Source organism: Pseudomonas sp. NFIX10 (genome assembly GCF_900111955.1).
Classification (GTDB): Bacteria; Pseudomonadota; Gammaproteobacteria; order Pseudomonadales; family Pseudomonadaceae; genus Aquipseudomonas; species Aquipseudomonas fluorescens_AA.
Map to the genome: position 1 here is coordinate 1 of NZ_FOKH01000024.1, position 14,626 is coordinate 14,626.

12 protein-coding genes are annotated in these 14,626 nt (G+C 61.3%); 6 read left to right on the forward strand and 6 right to left on the reverse strand.

Annotated features, from left to right (window positions below; translation table 11 throughout):
- The coding region (locus BM321_RS20535; protein WP_305882071.1) for a carbon starvation CstA family protein at window positions 1-947 on the reverse strand (947 nt) is incomplete at its 3' end.
- A 301-nt stretch (window positions 948-1,248) separates the two neighbouring features.
- Between BM321_RS20535 and BM321_RS20540 the strand changes: the two genes are divergently transcribed.
- Both BM321_RS20540 and BM321_RS20545 read left to right on the forward strand, forming a co-directional pair.
- Window positions 1,249-2,610: a cache domain-containing protein gene (locus BM321_RS20540; RefSeq protein WP_092333931.1), complete on the forward strand. Its 1,362-nt coding sequence runs from the start codon at window positions 1,249-1,251 to the stop codon at window positions 2,608-2,610.
- Between the two features lie 31 nt (window positions 2,611-2,641).
- The gene (locus BM321_RS20545) at window positions 2,642-3,274 is read left to right on the forward strand and encodes a response regulator (RefSeq protein ID WP_024619432.1); all 633 of its coding nucleotides are present in this window, start codon (window positions 2,642-2,644) and stop codon (window positions 3,272-3,274) included.
- A 35-nt stretch (window positions 3,275-3,309) separates the two neighbouring features.
- On the opposite strand, the gene BM321_RS20550 is transcribed toward BM321_RS20545, so the two are convergent.
- Together BM321_RS20550 and BM321_RS20555 are read right to left on the reverse strand one after the other, a co-directional pair.
- Window positions 3,310-4,179, reverse strand: a complete 870-nt coding sequence (locus BM321_RS20550; RefSeq protein ID WP_092444387.1) for an SDR family oxidoreductase — start codon at window positions 4,177-4,179, stop codon at window positions 3,310-3,312.
- Between the two features lie 57 nt (window positions 4,180-4,236).
- Window positions 4,237-5,466 carry an arabinose transporter gene (locus BM321_RS20555; RefSeq protein WP_092444389.1) on the reverse strand — a complete coding sequence of 410 codons (1,230 nt, stop codon included), beginning with the start codon at window positions 5,464-5,466 and terminating at the stop codon, window positions 4,237-4,239.
- A gap of 140 nt (window positions 5,467-5,606) precedes the next feature.
- On the opposite strand from BM321_RS20555, the gene BM321_RS20560 reads away from it, so the two are divergent.
- Entirely contained in the window at window positions 5,607-6,260 is a 654-nt protein-coding gene (locus tag BM321_RS20560) for a TetR/AcrR family transcriptional regulator (protein WP_092444391.1), read from the forward strand.
- A 92-nt stretch (window positions 6,261-6,352) separates the two neighbouring features.
- Window positions 6,353-7,144, forward strand: coding sequence for a transporter substrate-binding domain-containing protein (locus BM321_RS20565; protein ID WP_092333923.1), 792 nt, complete (start codon window positions 6,353-6,355; stop codon window positions 7,142-7,144).
- 192 nt (window positions 7,145-7,336) lie between these two features.
- Here BM321_RS20565 and BM321_RS20570 read toward each other — a convergent pair whose 3' ends face one another.
- Genes BM321_RS20570 through BM321_RS20580 form a run of 3 tightly spaced genes read right to left on the reverse strand, consistent with a single transcriptional unit; the run spans window position 7,337 to window position 10,244 of the window.
- Complete coding sequence (locus tag BM321_RS20570; RefSeq protein ID WP_092333921.1) at window positions 7,337-8,356, reverse strand: TRAP transporter substrate-binding protein; 1,020 nt, start codon at window positions 8,354-8,356, stop codon at window positions 7,337-7,339.
- A gap of 50 nt (window positions 8,357-8,406) precedes the next feature.
- Window positions 8,407-9,687: a TRAP transporter large permease subunit gene (locus tag BM321_RS20575; protein WP_092444393.1), complete on the reverse strand. Its 1,281-nt coding sequence runs from the start codon at window positions 9,685-9,687 to the stop codon at window positions 8,407-8,409.
- Complete coding sequence (locus BM321_RS20580) at window positions 9,684-10,244, reverse strand: TRAP transporter small permease (RefSeq protein WP_092444395.1); 561 nt, start codon at window positions 10,242-10,244, stop codon at window positions 9,684-9,686. Before BM321_RS20580 ends, BM321_RS20575 begins: the two co-directional genes overlap by 4 nt.
- Before the next feature lie 898 nt (window positions 10,245-11,142).
- Between BM321_RS20580 and wecB the strand changes: the two genes are divergently transcribed.
- Both wecB and BM321_RS20590 read left to right on the forward strand, forming a co-directional pair.
- Window positions 11,143-12,375: a non-hydrolyzing UDP-N-acetylglucosamine 2-epimerase gene (wecB, locus tag BM321_RS20585; RefSeq protein WP_092444495.1), complete on the forward strand. Its 1,233-nt coding sequence runs from the start codon at window positions 11,143-11,145 to the stop codon at window positions 12,373-12,375.
- Between the two features lie 36 nt (window positions 12,376-12,411).
- A complete protein-coding gene (locus tag BM321_RS20590) occupies window positions 12,412-14,625 on the forward strand; it encodes a hypothetical protein (RefSeq protein ID WP_092444397.1) in 2,214 nt (737 codons plus the stop codon).
- Window position 14,626 lies beyond the last annotated feature (1 nt).

Sequence of the window (14,626 nt, forward strand, 5' to 3'; positions counted from 1 at the left end):
TCGGTGAACTGGGTCAGCGCCGGCATTTTCAGCTCGGGCATGGTGACCAGGATGCCGATGGCCAGGGCGACGATGGTGCCGATCTTGAGGAAGGTCGACAGGTAGTCCCGCGGCGCCAGGATCAGCCACACCGGCAGCACCGCCGCGACGAAACCGTAGCCGATCAGCATCCAGGTGATCTGGATCCCGGTGAAGGTGAAGGCCTTGGCCCAGACCGGATCGGCGGCGATTTGCCCGCCCAGCCAGATCGAACCCAGCAGCAACAGCACGCCGATGAGCGAGATCTCACCGATGCGGCCCGGGCGGATGTAGCGCATGTAGAGGCCCATGAACATCGCGATCGGGATGGTCGCCATCACCGTGAAGATGCCCCACGGGCTCTCGGCCAGGGCCTTGACCACGATCAGCGCCAGCACCGCGAGGATGATGATCATGATCAGGAAGCAGCCGAACAGCGCGATGGTGCCGGGGATGCGGCCCATTTCCTCGCGCACCATGTCGCCCAGGGAGCGACCGTTGCGGCGGGTGGACAGGAACAGGACCATGAAGTCCTGCACGGCACCGGCCAGCACCACGCCGGCGATCAGCCAGAGCGTGCCGGGCAGGTAGCCCATCTGCGCCGCCAGCACCGGCCCGACCAGCGGCCCCGCGCCGGCAATGGCCGCGAAGTGGTGGCCGAAGAGGATGTGCTTGTTGGTCGGGACGTAGTCCAGGCCATCGTTGTTGAGCACAGCGGGGGTGGCCCGGCGCGCGTCGAGTTGCATCACGTTGTTGGCGATGAAGAGGCTGTAGTAACGGTAAGCGACCAGGTAAATGGCCACGGCGGCGACGACGATCCAGAGGGCGTTGATGGGTTCGCCGCGGCGCAAGGCCACGACACTCAACGCACAAGCTCCCAGAACAGCCACGGCAAACCAGGCGAGGTGTTTAACCAGACGGGTTGTCATTGCATGTCTCCTGCCGATATCCGGTGGATTGCGGCGATTGTTTTTATAGTGTGCCCCGGCTATTCGGAGCCGGCCCAATATCCCTGCAAGCCGTCAATAAATAAATCCGTAGTACTACGTAGAACCCGATTCCCTTGTGGGAGCGAGCTTGCTCGCGATGGCATTGTGTCAGGCGACATCCAGGCTGGCTGATCCGACGTCATCGCGAGCAAGCTCGCTCCCACAGGTCTTATGCCTCACCCATGGGTTTGGCATATGATGCCGCCATTCGCCTCCCCGCCGAGCCCGGACAGGAGTACAGATGCTGCTCAAACACAAAATCGTCGCCCTCGGGATTTTGCCGCTGGTCCTGGCCATCGCGGTCATCTGCGCCCTGGTGATCTCGCTCAACCGCCAGTTGGGCGATCAACAGGCGCAACTGATCGAAGACAGCATCCTGGCGAGCAAGCGCGCCGAGCTGAAGAACTATGTCGAGATGGCGCAGAGCCTGATCGCACCGCTGTACAACGACGGCCAGGGCGACGCGCGGGCGCAACAGCAGGTCCTGGAAGAACTGCGCAAGCTCAGCTTCGGCATCAACGGTTACTTCTTCGTGTATGACCGCCAGGGCCGCAGCCTCATGCATGCCCGCCAGTCGGAGTTGGTGGGGCAATACCTCTGGGATATGAAGGACCCCCACGGCCTGCCGGTCATCCAGGCGCTGATCAAAAGCGCCGAGTCAGGCGAAGGGTTCCAGCGCTATGCCTGGAACAAGCCCTCCTCCGGTCAGGTGACCGACAAGTTGGCCTATGTCGTGATGCTGGACAAATGGGGTTGGATGCTCGGCACCGGGATTTACCTAGAAGATGTAGAGCGCGCCACCCAGCAAGCCCGTGACGAAGTCGCCCACGGCATCCACACCACCATGCAAGCCATCGCCGCGATCGCGTTGGTGGCGGTCCTGCTGGTGTTCGCCGGTGGCATGACCCTCAATGTCAGCGAACATCGCCTGGCCGACAAAAAACTGCAGCGCTTGAACCAGCGCATCGTCAGCTTGCAAGAAGAAGAACGCTCGCGGGTTTCGCGCGAGCTGCATGACGGCATCAGCCAACTGCTGGTGTCGATAAAATTCCAGTTCGAACTGGCCAGCCACGTGTTGGAGAACGGCCAGGAAAATGGCCTGGGCATCCTGAAGAACGCCACCGACCGGCTCGGCGAAGCCATCGGCGAGATCCGCAGTATCTCCCACGACTTGCGCTCGTCTCTGCTCGACACCTTGGGCCTGCCCGCCGCCATCGGCCAGCTCGCCACCGAATTCCAGCAGCGCAGCGGTCTGGAAGTGTCCTATCGAAGCAACGAATTCGATTGCCGCCTCGAAAACGGCGCCCCTGTCTCGCTTTTTCGCATCGCCCAGGAAGCCCTGACCAATATCGAGCGCCATGCCGGGGCGAAAAGCGTCGGCATTACCCTGTTCGGCTCCAGCCAGTCCTTGCGACTGACGGTGGTCGACGACGGGATGGGGTTCAACGTCCCGCAAGTGGAACGCGGCCATGCCGGCATCGGCCTGCGTAATATCCGCGAGCGGGTCGAGCATTTCGGCGGACGCCTGGAAGTGACGTCCGTGCCGGGCCGCAGCGAACTGGACATCCTGCTGCCCATGAACCTCTCGGTCACGCAAAGCTGATGCCCGCCCACGCCAACAGGAGCACTCGTCGATGAACCTGCCGCCCGTGATTCGCGTCGCACTGGTCGATGACCATTCCCTGGTCCGCGACGGCATCAGGGCCCTGCTGTCGGTGATGCCGCAACTGGATGTGGTGGGCGAAGCCGAGAACGGCGCGCAAGCGATCGAAATGGTCGGTCGCTGCCAACCGGACCTGCTGCTGATGGACATCGGCCTCAAGGATAAGAACGGGCTCGAGCTGACCCGACTGCTGGGCAAGCAATACCCCAGCCTCAAGATCCTGATCCTCAGCATGTACGACAATTATGAGTACGTGAGCGAGTCCGTGCGTTCCGGCGCCAGCGGCTACGTGCTCAAGAACGCACCGTCGCGGGAGATCATCGCGGCCATCGAAGCCATCATCAGCGGCGGCACCTTCTACAGTGCCGAGATCGCCCAGCGGCTCGCCACCGACCCGCACACCGACAACGAGCTGACGCCACGGGAAAGCCAGGTACTGTACAAAATGGTCCAGGGCCTGAACAACAAGGAAATGGCCCGTGAACTGGACATCAGCGTACGCACCGTCGAAACCCATCGCCTGAGCATCCGCCGCAAGCTGAACATCGACAAGCCCGCGGCCCTGGTGAAATACGCGATCGACCACGGGATCATTTCCCGCTAGGCCCCACACCGCTCCCTCGCCACAGGTTATTCATTTCAATCGGCGTGGTAATAGCCCGGCAACGCAAGATCATCCAACAACCCCGGACCGCTTGGCGTCCAGCCCAGCAAGGCACGGGTGTATTCGCTGGACACCGCCATGTTCGCCCCCGCCATGTGGGCGAACCAGCCGAAATGCTCGCGCTCCCGGGATTCGACCGGCAATCCCAGGCCACGACCGATCGCCTGGGCAATGTCCTTGAACGGCACGGCCTCGTCGGCGACCGCATGGTAGACCGACTGTGTCACGCCCTGCTCCAGCGCAAGCCGATAGACCCGTGCGGCATCCTGTCGATGCACACCCGACCAGCAATGACTGCCATCACCGGGGTAAGCCGATACGCCATTTTCCCGGGCAAGGCGAATCAGGATCGGCACGAACCCATGGTCGCCGAGGCCATGGACCGAGGGCGCCAGCCGCACCGTCGCCACACGCACCCCACGCTCGGCCAAGTCCCGGGCGGCGGCTTCGGACTTGCGGGGCGAGGCCGGGCTCACCACTTCCAGTTCGCTCGCGCCCCGCGTCAATCCAAACAGGCCCGACGTCACCAGCAATGGCCGGTCGGAGCCTCGCAAGGCATCGCCCAACGTTTCGATGGCGCGGCGGTCCTGCTGGGCATTTTCGGTAAATCGGGAAAAGTCATGATTGAACGCCGTGTGGATCACCGCGTCCGCCGCCGAGGCTGCGTTGTGCAAGACCTCGAGATCATCCAAAGTGCCTGGAATCACCTTCGCGCCTGTCGCAGCCAGTGCGGCGCCTTTTTCTTCGCATCGGGCCAGGCCGGTGACCCGATGCCCGGCGGCGATCAGATCCTGTACCACGGAGGCCCCAACCCAGCCCGTAGCACCGGTAACGAATACGTGCATATGCAACGCTCCTGTTCTAAAAAAACGAGACCGAAAATCTTATAACCCATCGAAGGCTCAGGATTTGTATTGAACTTGTGCTTCCCGTCCTCTGAGCAACATCAAGGCCACCCCGAAGGACAGCCCAACGGCAATGGCGCCGGCCAGGTAAACCGCACCGATGCCCCAGCCACTCGCCAACAAACCGGCCAGCGGACTGGTGATGCCCAGGGAAATATCAAGAAACGCGACATAGGCCCCCATGGCTAGACCGCGTGCCTGCGGTGGCGCGCGCCGTACCGCTTCCACGCCGAAGCCGGGAAACGCCAGGGAATAACCGAAACCGGTGAAAGCCGCGCCCCAATAAGCCATGGTCGCGGTGTCGGCGCTCCAGATCAGCAGCAACCCAACGGCTTCGATCAATACACAGACCAGCGCGACGCGGGGGCCGCCGATCTTGTCCGGAAGGTGCCCGAAAAGCAGGCGCGCAGCGATGAAAGCCACACCGAACGCCGTGAACGCCAAGGAAGCGTTGCCCCAATCCCTGGCCGCGAACAACAGGGCAATGAACGCCGTGAGGACACCAAAGCCGACGCTGCAAAACGCCAATCCCATGCCGGGAACCCACACAGCACCGAGCATCGTGTAGAACGGTGTACGCCGGGTCGCCGTAGGGGCGACAGCCCGCACGCCCGCGACAATCGCCAAGGCCAGCAGCGGAATGAACATCGAGGCCGTGGCAATGCCCGTGAATCCCCAGCCGCCATTCAACGCCACGCCAAGCGGAGCGCCCAGGGCATAGGCGCCGTACATGGCGATGCCATTCCAGGCCATGACCTTGCCGGCGTGCTGCGCCCCCACCAGGCCGATGCCCCACCCCAGCGCACCGGTGACGATGAGGCTTTCGCCAATTGCCAGCAGCACTCGACCGCCCGACAAGAGCCAGACCGACGTGACCGGCGTGGCAACGAACGCCAGGGAAAGCAGATAGACCAGCCCTGAAACCGCGGCTGTCACCAGCCCGGTCACGACCGCGCGTTTACCACCGCGCATGTCGGCAAAATTGCCGGCCCAGGCCCGTGACAACAGCGCCGCGGCGAACTGCGCGCCGACCACCAGGCCGATGACCAACGTGCCCATGCCCAGCGTGTCATGCAGATGGAGGGGCAAGACAGGCAGTTGCATGCCGATCGTGAGGAAACCGATGAATACAGTCAGTGTGAGCGGCAACAGCTTGAGCGCCGGATTGGCCTCGACGGCGGCCTGAGGCGTCGAAGAAGCGCCGAGATGAACATTGTCTTGTGTCATAACCCTACCCACGGAAAGGATGCGATGTGACGTTGAACGCTGCCTGTGGAGCCGACTAGAATGCGATCAATTCGTCGCATTCAAAATACGAACAATCCGCTGCGTTTCCTATTCGCATTCCCTGCCGAGGTTCCTGCCCCATGTCCGAACGCTCAAGCCCGCAGATTTCCTCGCGCAAACAGCCGAAACAGGCACGTTCCACCGAGCTCGTCGCCGCGGTTCTGGAAGCGGCTGTTCAGGTTTTGGCGATCCAGGGCGCGGCACGTTTCACGGTGGCCCGTGTTGCCGAGCGGGCGGGCGTCAGCGTCGGCTCGGTGTATCAATACTTCCCGAACAAAGCGGCAATCCTGTTCCGCCTGCAAAGTGACGAATGGCGGCAAACCAGCGACATGCTGCGCGAGATTCTTGAAGACAATCTCAAGCCGCCCTTCGAGCGCCTGCGTACCCTGGTGCAGGCGTTCATCCAGTCCGAATGCAACGAGGCCCAGATTCGCGTCGCCCTCAACGATGCCGCCCCGCTCTACCGCGACGCCCCCGAGCACCAGGCGGCGCGGATGTCGGTGCAACAATCAGTGGACGCTTTCATGCTGCAGGCATTGCCAGACGCCCCGGTACAAACCCGCACCCTGGCAGGTGACCTGGTCATCAGCACGCTCAGTGCCGTGGGTAAGCGCTTTTCATCGGCGCCCCGCTCGCCCGCGGACGTTGCCATCTACAGCGACGCCATGGCCGATATGTTCTGCGCCTACCTGGAAAGCTTGCAGCGACGCCCCTTTGAGACCGCTGTCTGCTGACAGGCCGTCAGCCATGCTCCAGTGACAGCCTGCCAACACTTTTACTACACTCCCTGACCTTGTTTCCCTCCGCTACGAGACGTCCCCTCACGATGAAAACCATAACAAGCTCGATGACGTTCTGTGGCCTGTTGGCGCTCTCTTGCGGCGCCTTGGCCGAACCGGCACCTTCGCTGCTGGACCAGGTCCTGCAACGCGGCGAACTGAAGGTATGCACCACCGGCGACTACAAGCCCTATACCTTTAAAACCGAAGCAGGCGAATACGAAGGCATCGACATCGACATGGCGCGTTCCCTGGCCGCCAGCCTCGGCGTCAAGGTGCAATGGGTGCAGACCACTTGGAAAACCCTGATGCCGGATATGGTTGCAGGCCAATGCGACATCGGCATGGGTGGGATTTCGGTGACGCTGGAGCGTCAGAAGAAAGCCTATTTCAGCACCACCCTGGACGTGGACGGCAAGATCCCGCTGGTGCGCTGCGAAGACAAGGAGCGTTACCAGACCCTCGAGCAGATGAACCAGCCTTCGGTGCGCCTTGTCGAGCCGGCCGGCGGCACCAACGAAGCCTTCGTCCGGGCGTTCCTGCCCAACGGTCAGCTCAGCTTCCATGACAACGTGACCATCTTCCAGCAGCTGCTGGACAAGAAAGCCGACGTGATGATTACCGACGCCTCGGAAGCGCTCTACCAACAGAAACTCAAGCCCGGCCTGTGCGCCGTCAACCCGACCCGCTACCTGCAATATGGCGAGAAGGCCTACCTGCTGCCACGGGATGACAACACCTGGAAGATGTACGTGGATCAGTGGCTGCACCTGAGCAAGGCCAATGGCAGCTACCAGAAGGTGATTGGCCAGTGGCTGGCCGTTCCAGCCGCCGAATAACCATTGGCCGAAACTAAATCCCTGTGGGAGCGAGCTTGCTCGCGATGGCGTCAGGTCAGCCGCATTGAGATTGACTGACACACTGCAATCGCGAGCAAGCTCGCTCCCACAGGGAATCTGTGGCGATGTGAATCCTGGGGCCGCCCCGCAGGGGACCTGTGATGGGGTCTGTTGCGGGCAGGCCCATTCACCTCACTGCGCCGCGCGCACCTTGGCGATTTCCTCGTACATCGTCTTCACCAGGTCGCCATCCAGGGATTTGGCGAACTTGTCGACCACCGGTTTCACCCGCTCACGCAAGCGATCTTTCTCGGCCGGGGTGATTTCATTGACGGTCATCGCAGCGGCCAACGTGGCCTTGGCCTTGTCCATGCTCGCCGCCGTGACTTCACGCTGGAATGTTTGCGCCTCGGCCGCGGCCGCGCGAATCATCGCTTTTTCATCGTCGTTGAGACGGTTCCAGGTTTTCTGGCTGATGATCAACGATTGCGGATTGAAGATGTGCCCCGTGACGGAAAGGTACTTCTGCACCTCGTAGAACTTGTTGCCCTCAATCACCGTGAAAGGGTTCTCCTGGCCGTCGATGGTGTGCTGCTCAAGGCCGGTGTAGACCTCGGGGAACGCCATCGGCACGGGGTTGGCGCCCAGGGCGGCGAAGGTCTCCAGGTAGATCGGCGACTGGATCACGCGAATCTTCAGGCCCTGCATGTCTTCAAGCCTGGTCACCGGATGCTTGCTGTTGGTCAGGTTGCGAAACCCCAGGTCCCAATAACCCAGCCCTACCAGCCCTTTGCTGTCCAGTTGCGCCGCCAGTTTCTGCCCGACCGGCCCATCGATGACCGCGTGGGCTTCCTCGACATTGTTGAACAGGAACGGGAAATCGAGCATGGCGTAATCCGGTGCCTGGGCGGCCAGGATGCCGGAGTTGAGCACCGTGATGTCCAGTGTGCCGCCCTGCAACGCCGACACCGTTTGCACATCACCGCCCAACGTACCGCCGGGGAACAGGCGGACCTTGATCTTGCCGCCGCTCTTCTCGCCGAGCAGGTCGGCGAACTTCTGCGCACCCTGGCCCTGGGGGTGTTCCTTGACGTTCTGGAAGGCGAATCGCAAGGTCCGTTCGCGGATTTCGTCCGCGTGGCTGGCCACGCCGGTCAACAGCAAGCCCGTCGCGCACGCCCCGGCCAGTAGGGTTTTCATCAGTTTTCCCATGTCACTCTCCGATCGTTATTGTTTTTAAGGTCGAGCTAACAGCACCGGGGTTATCCGGTGAAGAATTTCAACGGCCCCAGGACCAGTTGCGGGAACAGGACCAACAGGAACAGCACCACAAACTGCGCAAACATGAACGGCCACACCCCGCGCACGATTTCCTCGAAGTCCAGCTTGGCCACTCCGCAAACCACATTGAGCACCGTGCCCACGGGCGGCGTGATCAGGCCGATGGCCGTGTTGATCAGGAACAGCACGCCGAAGTACACCGGGTCGATCCCCGCCTGGATGACGGCCGGCATCAGCACGGGGGTGAGAATGAGGATGGTCGGGGTCATGTCCATCACCGTCCCTACCAGGATGATCAGCACCATCATCACCAGCAACAGAAGGGTCTGGTTGTCCATGAACGGCGCCAGCAGCTCCGCCAGTTGGCCCGGCAGGTCGGCGATGGTCACCAGCCACGATGAAACCATGGCCGCCGCCACCAGCAGCATCACCACCGAGGTGGTCTTGGCCGAGGACAGGATCACTTCGTACAACTGGCTGACCTTCATTTCCCGGTAGATCACCAGGGACACGAACAGCGAATAGACCGCCGCGACCACCGCCGCTTCCGTGGGCGTGAAGATGCCGAATTTGAGGCCCAGGATGATGATCAAGGGCAGGCCCATCGCCCAACTGCCATCGAGCAACGTGCGCAGCACTTCGGCACGGGAACGCTTGGGCGGTGTCTCGACGTTCTCGCTGCGGGAGATGTACCACCAGGCAACGGCCAGCGCAGCCCCCAGCATCAACCCCGGCACGATACCGGCCAGGAACAGCTTGGAAATCGACACCCCGGAGGCCACGCCAAACACAATGAAGCCAATGCTCGGCGGAATGACCGGCGCGATGATGCTGCCGGCGGCGATCAGCCCGGCGGAGCGTCCCCGGTGATGCCCGGCCAACACCATCATCGGCACCAGCAACGCGGCCAGTGCCGCCGCGTCGGCCACGGCCGAACCGGACAGCGACGCCAGCAGGCAGGAAGCGATGATCGCCACGTAACCAAGACCACCACGCTTATGCCCCACCAGCGCCATGGCGATATTGACGATGCGTTTGGACAGGCCACCGACGTTCATGATTTCGCCGGCCAACATGAAGAACGGCACGGCCATCAGCGGAAAACTGTCCGCGCCATTGAGCAGGTTCTGGGCGATGATTTGCGCATCGAACAGATCCAGGTAAACCATCAACGCCACGCTGACCACCAGCAAGGCAAACGCGATGGGCATGCCCAGTGCCATGCTGCCGATCAAGGACCCGAGGAAAATAACCAGCGTCATGGGCGGGTACTCTTGATGGAGTCAGGGGTGCTGGGGTTATGAGGCATCGCCTCGGCGTCGTTGTCCTTGACCATCACCCGCTCGTCATCCTCGAGCTTGCCGAAAAGCGCCAGGTAGAGCTCGTAGAGCAGGATCGGTGCGGCACTGGCGCCGAACACCAGGCCGGCGCCATAGAACAGCGCCATGGACAATCCCGACGCCGGGGCGACTACGTTCAGGTTGATCGCCGCCTGTTGCCAACTGCCACTGAAGATCAGCCAGCAGATGTACAACATCAGCAGATGCCCGATGACCAGGCAGATCCGCTTGCCTGCCGACGGCAAGCGCTTGACCAGGCTGTCCATGCCCAGGTGGGCACGGTCCTTGAGCGCCACTAGGGCACCCAGAAAAATCATCCAGACGAAGAACCAGCGCGACAATTCCTCCGACACACTGATGCCCGAGTTGAAGGCATAGCGCAGCACCACGTTGCCGAACACCAGCACGATCATTGCGAGCATACATAGCACGATCAGCAGCTTCAGCAGCTTGAAATACAAGTCGACGACTTTTGCCATCTTGAAGACCTCTCGGATTGTCGAGTGCCGGGTTCCAACCGGCGCGATAGAACGGCAGCGGTGTCCGCTATCGAATCCAAGTGGAGGTGTTCCGAGGGGCTTCAGGCCAGAAGCGCCGGATCGAGAGAAAGGTGTCGGGCGTTTGCAGACAGGTTCGCATGAGGTGTTCCTCTATTTTTTTATTATGGTCTTGGCAATGCGTCGCAAGACGTATGTGGCGCCTAAAATGTACCAACCGGTTAGTACGGTCAATATCCCAGGCACGAACCCATGACAAAACGGGCGATTATCGGCTACGCATTTACAGGTCTACCCATCCCCATACCGGCGAAACCAGGCACAGACTTTCCTTGGTTGAAGAACAGCAGCACGCCCGATTAAAAGTTATTTATTAACCATTCGTCATAATTAATAAAAATAAAATGAACAAAACTCAATCAGGGCGCCTTGCGCAAATTAAACTTAAGCCCACTAATTACGACCCATGACAACATTCCGGCGCCAGTCTAACGACATGCAAAAGTTCCATCTTGTTTCTTCAGGCGCCAATAATTAATAACGACACACCTTTCACCACCACAACAAAAAACAAAAATAAAACCCTTTAAAATCAACAACAAATAATATTAATCCGGCAAATTAACAGCTATTTTCCCGCCCTCAATGAGACCTATTAAAAAATATTAATAAAACTTCCTATAAAAAACTTTGCGACCACGCACTTTGATGCTATTAATCTCCGAGCCAAAAACCAAGGTGCCACCACGTAACTTTCTTTTACGCGCAAAAACCCCTTTCGGATTATTGGAACCACTTAAATTAAATCACTTACTCAAGTGCGTACCCGCACTTGGGCGAACTGTTGTGCGGCGCAGCAAACTGCGCGAGGAAGGGCGTCATCGCTACTCAAGTCCCACGAATCAAGATCCTGTCGATTTTCGGCACCCGTCCCGAAGCTATCAAGATGGCTCCTCTGGTCAAGGCCCTCGCCGCCGAACCCGGCATTGAATCGCTGATCTGCGTCACCGGCCAGCATCAAAGCATGCTCAAGCAGGTGTTGGATCTGTTCGACCTCAAGGCTGATTTCACCCTGGACGTGATGACCCCACACCAGACACTCAACTCCCTGACTGCCGCGCTGTACAGCGCCATCGACCCGGTCCTGGAACAGACCCGGCCGGATCGGGTGCTGGTCCATGGCGACACCACGTCGGCCATGGTGGCCTCGATGGCCGCCTTCCACCGGCGCATCCCCGTAGGCCATGTCGAAGCCGGGCTGCGCACCGGCGATATCTACAGCCCATGGCCGGAAGAAATGAACCGTCGCTGCATCGACCTCAGTGCCGACCTGCTGTTTGCCCCTACCGGCCAATCCCGCGACAACCTGTTGGGCGAACGCCTGCAGGGCCGCTGCCTGGTGACGGGCAACACGGTGATCGATGCACTGCAACTGACTGCCCAGCGCATCAATGACGATGCCCAACTGCGCGGTGATCTGGACCAACAGTTTCCGTTCCTGCAAACCGGACGCAAGCTACTGCTGGTGACCGGTCATCGTCGGGAAAACTTCGGCGAGGGTTTCCTGGACATCTGCAAGGCCTTGCGCGAGCTGGCCCAGCGCACTGATATCCAGATCGTCTACCCGGTGCATCTCAATCCCAATGTACTGGGGCCAGTGACCGAACAACTGGGTGACCTGCTCAATGTGCACTTGATCAAGCCCCTGGATTACCTGGCGTTCGTGCGCCTGATGCAACATGCCCACGTCATCCTCACGGACTCCGGCGGTGTGCAGGAGGAGGCGCCGTCCCTGGGCAAACCTGTCCTGGTGATGCGCGACGTCACCGAACGCCCCGAAGCCGTGGCCGCTGGCACCGTGCGCCTGGTGGGCACCTCCCCGGCCTCGATCATTGCCGGCGTGAACGCGCTGTTCGACGACGTGGCCTTGTGGCGTCGTACCTCTCAGGCGGTCAACCCCTACGGCGATGGCAAGGCCAGCCAGCGCATCGTCGACACCCTGATGGGGCGTGCGGTCGACGATTTTGTCGCGGGTCAGGTGCAACCGGCGCACGAGCCGTTACACACGCCGCTGTCCGAGCCACGCGAGTTGCTCGCCGATTTCACCTCATAACCGCTACCCACCCTTATCAGATCGAGATTTGCCTGAATGAAGCCTTCCGTTGCCATTTCTACGGGCGCGCTCAGCGCCCTTGCCTGTGGCCTGAGCCTGCTCGCGCTCATGCCAAACTTTGCCCTGGCTGCGGATAGCCCGCTTACCCAGGCAATCCATCGACTCAACGCCGATACCCACCAGGAGCGTGAGATCCGCTTGAGCGACCTGGGCATCACCGCGCCAATCCTGCTGGGTGCCAGCGACGCTCGACGCGAACTGTATTTACCAGTCCCCGCTGACGTGACCTTGAGCGATGCGACACTGCAACTGGACGCCAGCTATCTCAATGGCGAAGGCGGCCGCAATACCATGCTGTTGTCGCTCGATGGCTACCCGGTGCGCGCCGAAGGCCTCAGCGAGGCGCAGGGCGATGCCAGCGTTAAACTGGGCGTAGACCAGGCCCCACGGGACAACGGCCTGGTACGCCTGGGCATTGCCTGGTCGTCGGTGGTCTCCCGGCCGCTGTGCGAAGACGACCGGGTCATCGGCAACGTGCTGCGCATTCAGCCTGATACCCGCCTGAACTACAGCTACGATGCCAGCCAACTGAAGGATGTCGGCGCCGCCTGGACGACATTGCCTGCCAACCCCGGCATCCTGGTCGCACCGGGCTCGTTGTCGGCCGGCAGCTATGATGCCGCCTGGCGATTGGGCGTGGCCCTGGAGCGGATCGGCAAGCATGCCCGTATCCTGCCCTTCCCTGCCCTGCAGGACAGCGTCGACCTGAGCAACCTGCGCGTCCCGGCCGAACTGTTGAACATTCCCGCCTTCGCCAGCCTCAACACCAAGGGCCAGCATACCTTGGCCAACCCAGCCGAAATCGGTGCGCTGCTGATGCTTGGGCAAGTGCCGAACCTAGAGGCCGACCTGGCCATCAGCGACCCGCAACTGCTCCAGGCCATCAACCAGTCCCTGGATGCCTTGCAGAGCCAGGTACAAGGCGTCGACACCACGGCGGCAGCGGCCTTGACCCAATGGCGCGATGCCCACGTCAACGCCGCCATGGTGGGCACCGGCACTGACAACGTGCGTCTGGCGCTGCTGGGCACTCGCCCGGTGCTGACGATCGCCCCGGATGCGACCGGCAAAGCCTTGTCCTTGTTCGGCTCTGCATGGAATAAGCTGGCGCGCAGCCGCCAACTGACCGTGAACGAAGCGCAAACCCCGTTGAGCGATGATGGCCGCGTGGCCCTGTCGCGACTGGGCGGCGCTCCCGGTAACTTCGACGTGGCCTCGCGATTCGACTGGAGCACGTCGTTCCCCCTGGGCAACGTGGCGTATGACGGTCGCCTGCCTGTCACCGCGGTGGTCGACGTTTCCGCCGCCCCCGGCGCTTCGGACACCGCACCCGTGGCCTCGCTGTTTTTCAATGACTTCCTGATCGGTGCCCAGCAACTGACCACCGATGGCGAACCCCAACGCATCAAGGCTCACATCCCACGCTACGCCCTGGGTTCGAAAAACGTACTGCGCGTCTCGTTCCAGCGCCAACCGGTCAGCGACCGTTGCCTCGAAACGCCTCAGGCGTTCCCGGTGTCCGTACTGCCTACCAGCCATATCGTGCTGGACAAAACCTCATTGGGTGACGATTTCGCCGGCATCGCCGCACGCTTTGCCGTAGACACCCAAGTGCTCGTTCCCCAGGCCTACCTTGACCATCCGGCCAGCAGCCTGGCCCAGGTGATCCCGGTGGCCGACGCCTCGGGTGTCTCGCCGCTGCGCGCACAGTTGAAAGTCAGCACCGATCCGAAAGCCGTCGTCAGCCCGGACAAAGCCTTCCTGGCGTTCGAACTGCCGCTCAAGGACAGCAAGGAGTCGGTCCAGGTCGACGAGCAGGGTCACCTGCGGATCAACCATAAGGACCAGGTGATGCTGGATGTGCAGCGCCTCAACCAGTTGGCGTCGCTGCAAGTGGTGCAGACCTCGGGCCAGCACGGCCTGGTCTATCGGGCCCTGGGTGACCAGCCCCCGAGCCTGGCCAAACCGGTCGTACTGACCCGTGGCGATGTGGCGATTCTGGGCGACAACGGTGCCGTGGCGATCTTCGATACCCAGGATCCCAACGGCAGCCAGTTGATCGGCGAAGAAGAACCCAAGGGGCTGGATGCCTGGCGCAAACCTTCACTGCTTTGGCTGATCCCCGGTGGCATTGCCTTGTTCCTTATCTTGTTGCTGGCTGGCCGTAGCGCCCGTCGCAATCGCCAGTAAC

Excerpts from the sequence above, each read along its gene's own strand:
- BM321_RS20570 (WP_092333921.1), bottom strand. The coding sequence starts at position 8,356 with ATGGGAAAACTGATGAAAACCCTACTGGCCGGGGCGTGCGCGACGGGC.
- BM321_RS20575 (WP_092444393.1), bottom strand. The coding sequence starts at position 9,687 with ATGACGCTGGTTATTTTCCTCGGGTCCTTGATCGGCAGCATGGCACTG.
- BM321_RS20560 (WP_092444391.1), top strand. The coding sequence starts at position 5,607 with ATGTCCGAACGCTCAAGCCCGCAGATTTCCTCGCGCAAACAGCCGAAA.
- BM321_RS20565 (WP_092333923.1), top strand. The coding sequence starts at position 6,353 with ATGAAAACCATAACAAGCTCGATGACGTTCTGTGGCCTGTTGGCGCTC.
- BM321_RS20580 (WP_092444395.1), bottom strand. The coding sequence starts at position 10,244 with ATGGCAAAAGTCGTCGACTTGTATTTCAAGCTGCTGAAGCTGCTGATC.
- BM321_RS20550 (WP_092444387.1), bottom strand. The coding sequence starts at position 4,179 with ATGCACGTATTCGTTACCGGTGCTACGGGCTGGGTTGGGGCCTCCGTG.
- BM321_RS20555 (WP_092444389.1), bottom strand. The coding sequence starts at position 5,466 with ATGACACAAGACAATGTTCATCTCGGCGCTTCTTCGACGCCTCAGGCC.
- BM321_RS20540 (WP_092333931.1), top strand. The coding sequence starts at position 1,249 with ATGCTGCTCAAACACAAAATCGTCGCCCTCGGGATTTTGCCGCTGGTC.
- BM321_RS20545 (WP_024619432.1), top strand. The coding sequence starts at position 2,642 with ATGAACCTGCCGCCCGTGATTCGCGTCGCACTGGTCGATGACCATTCC.
- BM321_RS20590 (WP_092444397.1), top strand. The coding sequence starts at position 12,412 with ATGAAGCCTTCCGTTGCCATTTCTACGGGCGCGCTCAGCGCCCTTGCC.